General features: G+C 41.5%; 12 protein-coding genes. 11 read left to right on the forward strand and 1 reads right to left on the reverse strand.

Annotation, left to right across the window (positions count from 1 at the left end; all coding sequences use genetic code 11):
* Positions 1-218 precede the first annotated feature (218 nt).
* The 10 genes from ACLN19_RS07000 to ACLN19_RS07045 all read left to right on the forward strand — a co-directional run bounded on the left by ACLN19_RS07000 (position 219) and on the right by ACLN19_RS07045 (position 9,944).
* A complete protein-coding gene (locus ACLN19_RS07000; protein ID WP_413384723.1) occupies positions 219-485 on the forward strand; it encodes an ACT domain-containing protein in 267 nt (88 codons plus the stop codon).
* Between the two features lie 11 nt (positions 486-496).
* The gene (locus ACLN19_RS07005; protein WP_413384725.1) at positions 497-1,834 is read left to right on the forward strand and encodes a PFL family protein; all 1,338 of its coding nucleotides are present in this window, start codon (positions 497-499) and stop codon (positions 1,832-1,834) included.
* 120 nt (positions 1,835-1,954) lie between these two features.
* Positions 1,955-2,653, forward strand: coding sequence for a histidine phosphatase family protein (locus ACLN19_RS07010; protein WP_413384727.1), 699 nt, complete (start codon positions 1,955-1,957; stop codon positions 2,651-2,653).
* The gene (locus ACLN19_RS07015) at positions 2,643-3,389 is read left to right on the forward strand and encodes a M15 family metallopeptidase (protein WP_413384730.1); all 747 of its coding nucleotides are present in this window, start codon (positions 2,643-2,645) and stop codon (positions 3,387-3,389) included. The genes ACLN19_RS07010 and ACLN19_RS07015 overlap by 11 nt, the downstream gene beginning before the upstream one ends.
* Positions 3,382-3,948 carry a glycoside hydrolase family 73 protein gene (locus ACLN19_RS07020; RefSeq protein WP_413384732.1) on the forward strand — a complete coding sequence of 189 codons (567 nt, stop codon included), beginning with the start codon at positions 3,382-3,384 and terminating at the stop codon, positions 3,946-3,948. Before ACLN19_RS07015 ends, ACLN19_RS07020 begins: the two co-directional genes overlap by 8 nt.
* Positions 3,949-4,078: 130 nt before the next feature.
* The gene (hrcA, locus tag ACLN19_RS07025; RefSeq protein WP_413384734.1) at positions 4,079-5,113 is read left to right on the forward strand and encodes a heat-inducible transcriptional repressor HrcA; all 1,035 of its coding nucleotides are present in this window, start codon (positions 4,079-4,081) and stop codon (positions 5,111-5,113) included.
* A gap of 42 nt (positions 5,114-5,155) precedes the next feature.
* Entirely contained in the window at positions 5,156-5,698 is a 543-nt protein-coding gene (gene grpE / locus ACLN19_RS07030; protein WP_413384736.1) for a nucleotide exchange factor GrpE, read from the forward strand.
* A gap of 132 nt (positions 5,699-5,830) precedes the next feature.
* Positions 5,831-7,654, forward strand: coding sequence for a molecular chaperone DnaK (dnaK, locus tag ACLN19_RS07035; RefSeq protein WP_413384739.1), 1,824 nt, complete (start codon positions 5,831-5,833; stop codon positions 7,652-7,654).
* Between the two features lie 269 nt (positions 7,655-7,923).
* On the forward strand, positions 7,924-9,060 hold the full coding sequence (gene dnaJ / locus ACLN19_RS07040) for a molecular chaperone DnaJ (protein WP_413384742.1): 1,137 nt from the start codon (positions 7,924-7,926) through the stop codon (positions 9,058-9,060).
* A gap of 128 nt (positions 9,061-9,188) precedes the next feature.
* Entirely contained in the window at positions 9,189-9,944 is a 756-nt protein-coding gene (locus ACLN19_RS07045) for a bifunctional hydroxymethylpyrimidine kinase/phosphomethylpyrimidine kinase (RefSeq protein WP_413384744.1), read from the forward strand.
* Between the two features lie 28 nt (positions 9,945-9,972).
* Here the strand turns inward: ACLN19_RS07045 and ACLN19_RS07050 are convergent, their stop codons facing one another.
* Entirely contained in the window at positions 9,973-10,992 is a 1,020-nt protein-coding gene (locus ACLN19_RS07050) for a YeiH family protein (protein ID WP_413384746.1), read from the reverse strand.
* 275 nt (positions 10,993-11,267) lie between these two features.
* Between ACLN19_RS07050 and galE the strand changes: the two genes are divergently transcribed.
* On the forward strand, positions 11,268-12,272 hold the full coding sequence (galE, locus tag ACLN19_RS07055; protein WP_413384748.1) for a UDP-glucose 4-epimerase GalE: 1,005 nt from the start codon (positions 11,268-11,270) through the stop codon (positions 12,270-12,272).
* Positions 12,273-12,353: the final 81 nt, after the last annotated feature.

Consider the following 12,353-nt stretch of genomic DNA (forward strand, 5'->3'; position numbering starts at 1 on the left):
AGAGCTGAACAGGACATCCATGTCCTTTACAAATAATGATTTTTATGGTATAGGGGATATAGTGCTAAAAAGAAGATAAAGTTTAGGAAGCCCGTTCATTAAAAACTCGAATAAAATGCCTTAGGTTGTCTTTTTTGTTCGTTATTTATAGAAAATTTAGTGAAAATATGGTAAACTAATCAAAATGTAAAAAGATTTAATGCTTTTGGAGGTTAATAATGAAGGCGATTATTACAGTTGTTGGGAAAGATAAAACAGGTATTGTAGCTGCTGTCTCAGCGAAAATTGCAGCTTTACAATTGAATATTGATGATATTACTCAGACTATTTTGGATGAGTATTTTACGATGATGGCAGTGGTATCAGCGCCAGAAAAGAAAGATTTTACTAGTCTGCGTAAGGAGTTGGAAACATTGGGAGAGGATTTGGGTGTGAAAATCAATATTCAAAGCGCAGCGATTTTTGATGCAATGCATAATCTATAAGGAGAGGGAAAATGGATATTAGACAGGTTCGTGAAACCATTGATATGATTGAGGAGCAACATTTTGATATCCGAACAATAACAATGGGTATTTCCTTGCTAGATTGTATTGATACTGATATTGAGCGCGTAGCAGAAAAAGTCTATACTAAAATTGTGACTAAGGCTAAGCATTTGGTTGAAGTGGGTGACGATATAGCTAGTGAACTAGGGATTCCGATTGTCAATAAAAGGGTTTCTGTAACACCTATTGCACTGATTGGCGCTGCGACAGAAGCGACTGACTATCTACCGATTGCAAAGGCGCTTGATAGAGCTGCAAATGATATCGGAGTGGATTTTATTGGTGGTTTTTCAGCTTTGGTACAAAAAGGGTATCAAAAAGGAGATGAGATCCTGATGAACTCTATTCCTAGAGCCTTGGCTGAGACGTCTAAGGTTTGTGCTTCGGTTAATATCGGTTCAACGAAATCAGGGATTAACATGAGTGCTGTACGTGATATGGGACGTATCATCAAAGAAACAGCCGACTTGTCGGATATGGGAGCTGCGAAGTTGGTTGTTTTTGCTAATGCGGTAGAGGACAATCCTTTTATGGCTGGGGCTTTTCATGGGGTTGGTGAAGCGGATGTGGTCATCAATGTCGGTGTATCAGGACCTGGAGTGGTCAAGCGTGCGCTTGAAAAGGTGCGTGGCGAAAGTTTTGATGTTGTCGCTGAGACGGTTAAAAAAACAGCTTTTAAGATTACGCGTATTGGACAATTAGTCGGACAGTTAGCCAGTGAGAGACTTGGTGTGAAATTTGGTATCGTCGATTTGTCATTGGCACCAACGCCAGCTGTGGGAGACTCTGTGGCTCGTGTACTTGAAGAGATGGGACTTGAGACAGTGGGAACACACGGAACAACGGCTGCGCTTGCGCTTTTAAATGACCAAGTCAAAAAAGGCGGTGTTATGGCGTGTAACCAAGTCGGAGGTCTTTCTGGAGCTTTTATTCCTGTATCTGAGGATGAGGGAATGATTGCTGCTGTCCAAAATGGTTCGCTCAATCTTGAAAAGTTGGAAGCGATGACGGCAATATGTTCTGTTGGACTTGATATGATTGCTATCCCAGAAGATGCTCCCGCTGAGACGATTGCAGCAATGATTGCAGATGAGGCGGCGATTGGTGTCATCAATCAAAAGACAACAGCTGTGCGTATTATTCCTAAAGGAAAAGAGGGCGATATGATTGCATTTGGAGGTCTTTTAGGGACAGCTCCTGTTATGGCAGTCAATAGTGCTTCGTCGGCAGATTTTATCATGCGGGGAGGTCAAATTCCAGCACCTATTCACAGTTTCAAAAATTGATAATAATCCTAAAACCTTCTATTTATAGTAGAAGGTTTTTTCTTTGAATCTGTGTAGCACTTTTCTATCAAAGCGCTTTATAATTTGCTATAATAGAAGAAAAATCGTGGGAGGTAAGTAATGACTGAGACACGTTTGTACATTGCTCGTCATGGCAAGACTATGTTTAATACCATAGGTCGTGCGCAAGGTTGGAGTGATACTCCTTTGACAGCAGAAGGAGAAAAGGGTATTCGTGAGCTAGGTATAGGTTTAAAAGAGGCCGCTATTTCATTTAAAGAGGCTTTCTCAAGTGATAGTGGTCGTACCTTACAAACTATGGCTATTATTTTAAAAGAGTGTCAGCAAGAGTTTATCCCTTATACACGTGATAAACGCATTCGTGAATGGTGCTTTGGTAGCTTAGATGGTGCTTATGATGGTGAATTATTCGATGGGATTTTGCCACGTGTCTTTCAAAAAGATATGAGTAGCTTGACGCCAGAAGAATTAGCCAATGGGATTTTGCAAGTGGATACAGCAGGTTGGGCTGAGCCTTGGGAAACTTTAAAAAATCGGATTTGGCAAGGATTTGTGTCTATTGGGGAGACAATAGCTCAAAACGGTGGTGGTAATGCCATTGTTGTTAGCCATGGGATGACGATTGCTACCTTATTGTGGTTGATTGACCCCAATGTACCAAGGCAGTTGGAGTTAGATAATGGTAGTATCTCAGTCTTAGTCTATAAGGATGGACAATTTAGCATTGAGGCAATTGGGGATATGAGCTATCGCCAGAAAGGACGAATATTGATGGAAAAAGGTGGGTATGAACTCTAAAATTCGTAAAGGACTGTTAGGCTTAGCGGTTGTTCTTGTCTTTATATGGGGATTGTTTAGTTTATGGACGAGTCGTCAAAAAAACACTAATAAAACACAGGCTTCTGAAGCGACCAGTCAAACTAGTCACAGCTCATCTCGTCAGACCTCAGCCTTACCAAATGTATCAACAGATGATTGGGAGTTGGTATTGGTCAATCGTGATCATGTGACAGCTGAGATGAACCCTGAGGTAGTAGAGGTGTCTGGTATTTTGGTGGATGCACGTATTGCAGAAAATGTGGCTGCTTTTCTAGCGGCAGCTCAAACTATTGATGCCAGTGAACATTTGATCTCTGGCTATCGTAGTGTCGCTTATCAAGAGGCTTTATTTAATAGCTATCTTGCTCAGGAAATGGCTGCTAATCCTACGCTTAGTGAGGCAGAAGCTAAGGAGCTTGTACAGACTTATTCTCAGCCAGCTGGTGCGAGTGAACATCAAACGGGTTTGGCCATTGATATGAGCACAGTTGATCTGCTTAATCAAAGCGATCCGTCTGTTGCAAAACAAGTACAAGCACTAGCACCAGAATATGGTTTTGTTCTTCGCTTTCCAAAAGGAAAATCAGACAGCACAGGTGTTGATTATGAGGACTGGCATTATCGTTATGTTGGGAAGGTATCTGCTAAGTATATGACAGAGCATCAATTGACCTTGGAAGAGTATGTGGCATTATTGGAGGAGCGAGATGCGTAAGCGATGTTCATTATCACAAGTAGTGTGGCTTGCTCTGCTATTTGCTGGCATGATTCTCCTGCCTTTGGGCGTGAATCATAAGGGCTTATCTGCCAAGACAAAGCTTGCCGCAAGTCAGTCAAAAGCAGCTTTTATCAAACAAATAGGACCTGAGGTTCAGGAAGTGGCAAAGGCTTATGGGGTCAATCCTTCTATTATTATCGCACAAGCTAGCTTGGAGTCAGACTTTGGGAAGACGCTTTTAGCTAGTCGATACCACAATCTTTTTGCGACTAAGGCAGAAAAAGGAGATGCTATTATCAGACTTCGTGATAGCAATAATCAGATGATAGCTTATGCCCATTATCCTTCTACGGCAGCATCTGTAGAAGCGTATTTATCTCAGCTAAAAGCTGGTGCTATTGGTGATGATAAGACTTATGAGCTTTTTGTAGGGACAAAAAATGATAAACAACTGGCTAAGTCGTTAGAAACAACAGGATTTAGTGCGGATAGTCAGTATGCCAAAGCTTTGCTTGATATTATCAATCGTTATCATTTAGCTCAATATAATAGATAATTAGCACTCTAAAAAAAGAGTGCTAATTTTTTGCTGTTTTTCTCTTGACAATATTTGGAAATAAGATATAATAGAAACATAGATTAGCAGTCTATCGTTTAGAGTGCTAATTATAGAAAGGGTGGCTGAGATGATTACGAAACGTCAAAATGATATTTTGAATTTGATTATCGAGATGTTCACTCAAACTCATGAGCCTGTCGGCTCGAAAACCTTGAAGACCTCGATTGACTCGAGTAGTGCCACAATTCGTAATGATATGGCTAAGCTGGAAAAGTTAGGCTTGTTGGAAAAAGCTCATACGTCTAGTGGTCGTATGCCTAGTGCAGCTGGTTTTAAATATTTTGTCGAACATTCTCTTAGTAGTGAGAGTGTCGATGAGATGGATGTTTATCAGGTGATTAAAGCTTTTGACTTTGAAGCCTATAAGCTAGAGGATATCCTGAGAGAAGCGAGTAAACTCTTACATGAGTTAACAGGTTACACCGCAGTTGCTTTGGATGTGGAGCCGACGCATCAACGATTGAGTGGTTTTGATATCGTACAGTTAAGTAGCCACGATGCTTTAGCTGTCATGACTTTGGATGATTCTAAGTCCTTAACCACTCAATTTGCGATTCCAAAGAGCTTTTTGGCGCGTGACTTGAAGACCTTATCTAAAATGGTAAGAGAGCGCTTGGTAGGAAGCTCTGCTATGGAGATTCACTATAAGCTTCGAACAGAGATTCCTCAGATTATCAAGCATTATTTCAAGACGATGGACGCTATCTTAGAATTGATGGATTATTTGTTTAAACCCTTATTTGATGAGACCGTTTTTGTGTCTGGTAAGGTGGCTTCGCTAGATTACGCGACGCTAAATACCTATCAATTTTTAGATGATAAGCAGGCAGTAGCGCTTGCTCTTCGTGAAGGTTTGTCAGATGAGCAGGTGTTGAGTGTTCAGATTGCAGAAAGTAGTGTTCCTGCTTTTGAGCATGTCAGTGTTTTGAGTCGTCAATTTGTTATTCCCTATCGTGGTATAGGTGTGCTTAGCTTGGTGGGACCAGTGACGATGGATTATAAGCGAGCTGTTAGCCTGCTCAATATTATTAGCCGAGTATTAGTGGCAAAATTAACCGATTATTACCGCTATCTCAATAGCAATCATTATGAAGTGCATTGAGTAGTGTCAAAGATTAAGCTAGTCTTTAGAGGAGGTGCTCTAGTGGCAGAAGAAACAAAAGAAGAATTAAATCAAGAAACAGAAGAATTGATAGAAGAAAATGAGGACCAAGTCAATGAAGAAGTGGTTGAGGAGGACCTTCCTAAAAAAACAGATTTAGAGTTGGCACAGGAAAAAGCGGAAGCTTTTGAAAACAAATATCTGCGTGCTCATGCTGAGATGCAAAATATTCAACGCCGTGCCAACGAAGAACGTCAGCAACTCCAAAAATATCGTTCACAAGATTTGGCAAAAGCTATTTTACCAAGTCTAGATAATTTAGAGCGTGCTCTTCAAGTTGACGGTTTGACAGATGATGTCAAAAAAGGTCTTGAAATGGTTCAAGAGAGTCTTGTAAAAGCGCTCAACGAAGAAGGTGTGACAGAAGTCCCAGTAGAGCAATTTGACCATAATCTTCATATGGCGGTACAAACACTACCAGCAGATGAAGAGCATCCTGCTGATAGCATTGCACAAGTGCTTCAAAAAGGTTATACCTTACATGAGCGTTTGCTACGTCCAGCGATGGTTGTCGTGTATAACTAAGCTCTCGACCTCCCAAGTCGTAAAACTAGGCAGTAAGTCAGCAATCATGGATGAAGCTGACATAGCCCTGCAACGTTGTTATAAGAGTTGCAGTAGAAATGATCGAAAAAGTAATAAAAAGAGGTATTTATAATGAGTAAAATTATTGGTATTGACTTAGGTACAACAAACTCTGCTGTTGCTGTTCTTGAAGGAACAGAAAGCAAAATTATTGCTAACCCAGAAGGTAATCGTACAACACCGTCTGTAGTATCATTCAAAAACGGTGAAATTATCGTTGGTGATGCGGCTAAACGTCAAGCCGTAACAAACCCAGATACAATTATCTCTATCAAATCAAAAATGGGAACATCTGAAAAAGTATCTGCTAATGGTAAAGAATACACACCACAAGAAATTTCAGCTATGATTCTTCAATACCTTAAAGGTTATGCTGAGGAATATCTTGGTGAAAAAGTCGAAAAAGCTGTTATCACTGTACCAGCTTACTTCAATGACGCTCAACGTCAAGCGACTAAAGATGCAGGTAAAATTGCAGGTCTTGAGGTAGAACGTATCGTCAACGAACCAACAGCAGCAGCGCTTGCTTATGGTCTTGATAAAACAGATAAAGATGAAAAAATCTTGGTGTTTGACCTTGGTGGTGGTACTTTTGACGTTTCGATTCTAGAACTCGGTGATGGTGTCTTTGATGTATTGGCAACTGCTGGGGATAACAAACTTGGTGGTGATGATTTTGACCAAAAAATCATGGATTGGTTGATTGCTGAATTCAAGAAAGAAAATGGTATTGACTTGTCTAATGATAAGATGGCACTTCAACGTCTTAAAGATGCAGCTGAAAAAGCGAAGAAAGACCTCTCAGGTGTGACTTCTACACAAATCAGCTTACCATTTATCACAGCTGGCGATGCTGGTCCACTTCACCTTGAAATGACTCTTTCTCGTGCCAAATTTGACGATTTGACAAGCGATCTTGTAGAGCGTACTAAGACACCAGTTCGTCAAGCGCTATCTGATGCTGGTTTGTCTATCTCTGACATTGACGAAGTTATCCTTGTTGGTGGTTCTACACGTATCCCAGCGGTTGTTGAAGCTGTTAAAGCAGAAACTGGTAAAGAACCAAACAAATCTGTAAACCCTGATGAGGTAGTGGCTATGGGTGCTGCTATCCAAGGTGGTGTGATTACGGGTGATGTTAAAGACGTGGTTCTTCTTGATGTTACACCATTGTCACTTGGTATTGAAACAATGGGTGGTGTCTTTACAAAACTTATTGACAGAAATACGACTATCCCAACCTCTAAATCACAAGTCTTCTCAACAGCAGCAGATAACCAACCAGCTGTTGATATCCACGTTCTTCAAGGTGAACGCCCAATGGCAGCAGACAATAAAACGCTTGGACGTTTCCAATTAGCAGATATCCCAGCTGCACCTCGTGGTGTGCCACAAATCGAAGTGACATTTGATATTGATAAAAATGGTATCGTATCTGTAAAAGCCAAAGACCTTGGTACACAAAAAGAACAAACCATCGTTATCCAATCTAACTCAGGTCTTACTGACGAAGAAATTGATAAGATGATGAAAGATGCTGAAGCTAACGCTGAAGCAGATAAGAAACGTAAAGAAGAAGTTGACCTTAAAAACGAAGTTGACCAAGCCATCTTTGCTACTGAAAAGACCATCAAAGAAACTGAAGGTAAAGGCTTTGATGCTGAGCGTGATGCGGCTCAAGCAGCTCTTGATGAGCTCAAGAAAGCTCAAGAAGACAACAATCCTGACGATATGAAAGCAAAACTTGAAGCGCTGAATGAAAAAGCACAAGCTTTGGCTGTCAAGATGTATGAGCAAGCTGCGGCAGCCCAACAAGCTCAAGCAGGTCAAGAAGGAGCAGCAGACGCTCAAGATGCAAGCGACGATGTCGTTGATGGCGACTTTACGGAAAAATAATAGATGACTAATTCCTAATCACAGAGGTTGACTCCCAGCCTCTGTTTTTGGGTAGAGGGGGAAGTTGAGAGGCGCCGTATTATTTAGGTGTTTTCTCAAGGTGAGCTCTTTTTAAGCTAGAGTAGCTGTGAGCAATCTCTCAATCTTAACCATGTCTGAACGTTGTTTATATCGTCTATTATTAACGAAAGGAATTGAACACGCCCTAAAAGCTGTGAATCATGGAAATATAACATGTTGACATGCTTTGTACGGGCTTGGTATCTTATATGAATAATCAAGAATATTATGACCGTCTGGGTGTTTCTAAGAACGCTTCGCAAGACGAAATCAAAAAAGCGTATCGTAAGATGTCTAAAAAATATCACCCAGACATCAATAAAGAAGCAGGCGCAGAGGAAAAATATAAAGAAGTTCAAGAAGCTTATGATACTCTAGGAGACGAGCAAAAGCGTGCTGCGTACGACCAATATGGTCCCGCAGGTGCTGGCGGCTTTAGCGGCGGTGCTGGAGGTTTTGGTGGCTTTGATGGCGCCAGTGGTTTTGGTGGCTTTGAAGATATTTTCTCTAGTTTCTTTGGTGGCGGTGGTGCGGCACGTAACCCTAGTGCGCCACGCCAAGGAGATGATCTTCAGTATCGTGTTAACTTAAAATTTGAAGAAGCTATCTTTGGAACAGAGACAGAGGTTAGCTACAATCGTGAGGCGACTTGTCATACCTGTGATGGTTCTGGTGCTAAGCCTGGGACTAGTCCTGTGACATGTAGTAAGTGTCATGGTTCAGGAGTCATTACAGTTGATACACAAACCCCTCTAGGAACGATGCGTCGTCAGTTGGCGTGTGATGTCTGTCATGGGACAGGTAAGGAAATCAAAGAACCTTGTCATACGTGTCATGGAACAGGGCATGAAAAGCAAAAACATACTGTTTCTGTCAAAATTCCTGCAGGTGTCGAAACAGGACAACAAATTCGCTTAGCAGGACAAGGCGAAGCTGGTTTTAATGGCGGTCCTTATGGCGATTTGTTTGTCATTATCAATGTCCAACCAAGCGATAAGTTTGAACGTGAAGGATCAACGATTTACTATACGCTCAATCTAAATATCGTTCAGGCTGCCTTGGGCGATGTCGTTGATGTACCGACAGTACACGGAGATGTCGAGCTTTCTATCCCAGCGGGCACTCAGACAGGTAAAACCTTCCGCCTGCGTGGTAAAGGAGCTCCTACTCTTCGTGGAGGACAAGGTGATGAGCATGTGACAGTCAAGGTGGTAACACCCACAAATCTCAATCAAGCTCAAAAAGATGCCTTACAAGCCTTTTTAGAGGCAAGTGATGGCTCTATTTCAAAACCTAAGAAAAAAGGATTTTTCGATAAGGTTAAGGATGCCTTTGAGGGTGAATAATATCGTTAAGACCAAGCCTTCTTTTGAAGTTTGGTCTTTTTGTACCCGTACAGATCGAGATTGCCTGGCTTGAGTGTCACATGGTGTCGTGCTATAATCAAGCTATCAAGATGTTATAGGAGGTTAAGATGAGTCATAATATTCTTGCGATTTCAGGAAATGATATTTTTAGTGGTGGTGGTTTGCATGCTGACTTGACGACTTTTGCGCTCAATGGTTTGCATGGTTTTTTAGCACTGTCCTGCTTGACAGTTCTAACTGACAAGGGTTTTGAGGTTTTGCCTATTGATGCTAGACAAGTCAAACAACAACTAGATAGTTTAGATGAGGTTTCTTTTCAAGCGATTAAGATTGGTCTTTTACCAACAGTAGAGGTGGCAAAGGAAGTGCTGGCTTTTATCAAAAATAGGACGACTACGCCAGTGGTTTTAGATCCTGTATTGGTCTGTAAGGAAAAGCACGATTTAGAAGTGAGTCAACTGCGTGATGAGTTGATTAAGTTTTTCCCATTTGTAACCATTATCACGCCAAACCTTGTAGAAGCGCAGCTATTGACAGGGATGAGCATAACTAACCTTGAGGATATGAAAGCAGCCTGTCAAAGGCTACATGATTTAGGAGCTAAGGAGGTTGTCATCAAAGGGGGAAATCGTCTTGATAAGGAAACAGCTATTGATGTTTACTATAATGGTCAAACATTTGATATCTTAGAATCAGCTGTTGTTGATAAAAATAATATCGGTGCAGGTTGTACCTTTGCCTCTAGTATTGCGACTTATCTAGCTTTGGGAGATGGGAGTCTTGATGCTATCAAAAAAGCCAAGGTCTTTGTACGTGAAGCGATTGAGCACTCAGACGAGTATGGTGTCGTTCAATATCATTAAAAAAAGCTGCTTAAAAGCAGCTTTTTGATTACCAAATACCCATAACATATTGCATGGCAAGGCTAGAGATAGTGACGGCAATCCAGCAGATAGCCCCCATACCAATCGCTGATCCACCTGTTTTGATAAGCTTGACAATGTTGGTGTTAAGCCCGATAGCAGACATGGCCATGACAATGAAGAATTTAGAGAGTTGTTGTAAATAGTGAAAAATAGTTGTATCCCAGTTTAAGCTACTAAAGAGCGTTGTAATCAAAGAAGCGATGATAAAGTAAAGGATAAAGGTAGGAAAGACTTTAGAGAGCTTAAATCCTTTAGAACTATCAGCAGAACCTTTGCTAGATTTGTAGTAGCGGTAGCTTGAAAGCCCTAGTGTGATAGGGATGATAGCCAAAGTTCGTGTCAATTTGACAATGGTTGCTTCAGCCAGTGTATTGCTGTTATGAAGGACATCCCAAGCAGACGCTGTAGCTGTAACAGATGAAGTGTCGTTGACGGCAGTTCCTGCAAAAATAGCAAAACCGTGATCACTCAAGCCTAGCATTTGTCCAAAGCTTGGGAAGATGAGAGCGGCAAGGAGGTTGAAAAAGAAGATAACTGAAATAGCAGTCGCGACATCATCATCATTGGCTTCGATGACTGGAGCTGTTGCTGCAATAGCAGAGCCCCCACAAATAGATGAGCCAACGCCGATAAGGGTCGAGAGGTCAGTTGACATTTTGAAGAGCTTGTGAAGGATATAGGCAACAATCAGTGCAATTGAGATAGTGACAATAATAATGGGTAGTGACTGAGCACCTACCTTTAGGACTTGTGTCATATTAAGCCCAAAACCTAGGAGGACAACAGCAACTTGGAGTAGGTATTTTGAGGTGAAGGCGATTCCTGTGGCTGTTTGGGTACGATTGGTATAGAACATACCGATGACAATCCCCATTAAAAGCCCAAAGACAGGAGCTCCGATAACAGGATATGACTGACCTAAAAACCAAGCTACAATGGAAATAAAGAGACAAACACCAATTCCTGGTGCATAGCGACGAAACATAAGTGACCTCCTATATAATGAGAAAATTGTTAAATCACATTTATTATAGACCTTTTTAGAAGGAATGTAAATAGTTTGGGTCTTGTGAGATAGAAAAGAAATATCGCAAAAGAAAAGCGCTTACTATGACGCTTGTCAGCCATTTTGTCATTAAATTGTCACATAGAATAGTCAGATGCTAGAGATCATCTGCTTATGATAGTTGACAAGTCCTCATTTGGTGTGTAGAATAAGGCTTAATAAGGCATTGTTCTTGAGGAAGAAAGGAAGCTAGTATGAGTATTTTAGTCTTAGGAGGCGCAGGATACATCGGCTCACATATGGTGGATCGCTTGGTGACACAGACCGATGAGCGTGTGATCGTGGTGGATAATTTAGTGACTGGGCATAGACAAGCTGTCCATAAGGACGCTCTTTTTCATGAAGGAGATGTGCGTGATAAGTCTTTTATGCGCGAGGTTTTTAGGGCTCATCCTGATATTGATGCGGTCATTCATTTTGCGGCTTATAGCTTGGTAGCAGAGTCGATGAGTGAGCCTCTCAAGTATTTTGACAATAATACAGCAGGTATGATGAGTGTGCTTGAGGTGATGAGAGAGTACGGCGTTAAGTTTATAGTATTTTCGTCAACAGCAGCGACTTACGGTATTCCAAAAGAGGTGCCTATTTTAGAGACAAGCCCTCAAAAGCCGATCAATCCTTATGGTGAGAGTAAGCTGATGATGGAGACGATGATGCGTTGGGCAGATCAAGCCTATGGTATCAAAAGTGTAGCGCTTCGCTATTTTAATGTAGCAGGTGCTAAGCCTGATGGCTCTATTGGTGAGGATCATGGACCAGAGACACATTTACTTCCGATCATTTTACAGGTCGCACAGGGTAAGCGTGATAAAGTGATGATTTTTGGGGATGATTATGAGACACCAGATGGGACAAATGTACGAGATTATGTGCATCCTTTTGATTTAGCAGATGCGCATTTACTTTCTCTAGCCTATCTGCGAGCAGGAAATCCTTCGGATAGTTTTAATTTGGGGTCATCGACAGGATTTTCCAACTTGCAAATGTTAGAAGCAGCTAGGCAAGTGACAGGACAAGCCATACCCGCAGAAATGGCAGGGCGTCGCGGTGGTGATCCAGACAGCTTAGTTGCGTCATCGACTAAGGCGCGCCGTGTTTTGGGCTGGCAACCGCAGTTTGATGATATTCATGCCATTATTAAGACAGCTTGGGCTTGGCATTCAAGCCATCCAAATGGCTATGACGACAAGTCAATCTAGCTAGCTAGCTGACCAGCACAAGCTTGGTTTTTAGTGTCATCTCTTCTTTCTTGTTGTAAGGAGAGCTCCTCGTTACTTTTT

Origin of the sequence: Streptococcus lishijunsis (assembly GCF_047290665.1) — a bacterium.
Taxonomy (GTDB): Bacteria; Bacillota; Bacilli; order Lactobacillales; family Streptococcaceae; genus Streptococcus.

Coding starts and splice junctions, on each gene's coding strand:
- ACLN19_RS07000 (WP_413384723.1), top strand. CDS start 219: ATGAAGGCGATTATTACAGTTGTTGGGAAAGATAAAACAGGTATTGTA.
- ACLN19_RS07005 (WP_413384725.1), top strand. CDS start 497: ATGGATATTAGACAGGTTCGTGAAACCATTGATATGATTGAGGAGCAA.
- ACLN19_RS07010 (WP_413384727.1), top strand. CDS start 1,955: ATGACTGAGACACGTTTGTACATTGCTCGTCATGGCAAGACTATGTTT.
- ACLN19_RS07015 (WP_413384730.1), top strand. CDS start 2,643: ATGAACTCTAAAATTCGTAAAGGACTGTTAGGCTTAGCGGTTGTTCTT.
- ACLN19_RS07020 (WP_413384732.1), top strand. CDS start 3,382: ATGCGTAAGCGATGTTCATTATCACAAGTAGTGTGGCTTGCTCTGCTA.
- hrcA (WP_413384734.1), top strand. CDS start 4,079: ATGATTACGAAACGTCAAAATGATATTTTGAATTTGATTATCGAGATG.
- dnaK (WP_413384739.1), top strand. CDS start 5,831: ATGAGTAAAATTATTGGTATTGACTTAGGTACAACAAACTCTGCTGTT.
- dnaJ (WP_413384742.1), top strand. CDS start 7,924: ATGAATAATCAAGAATATTATGACCGTCTGGGTGTTTCTAAGAACGCT.
- ACLN19_RS07045 (WP_413384744.1), top strand. CDS start 9,189: ATGAGTCATAATATTCTTGCGATTTCAGGAAATGATATTTTTAGTGGT.
- ACLN19_RS07050 (WP_413384746.1), bottom strand. CDS start 10,992: ATGTTTCGTCGCTATGCACCAGGAATTGGTGTTTGTCTCTTTATTTCC.
- galE (WP_413384748.1), top strand. CDS start 11,268: ATGAGTATTTTAGTCTTAGGAGGCGCAGGATACATCGGCTCACATATG.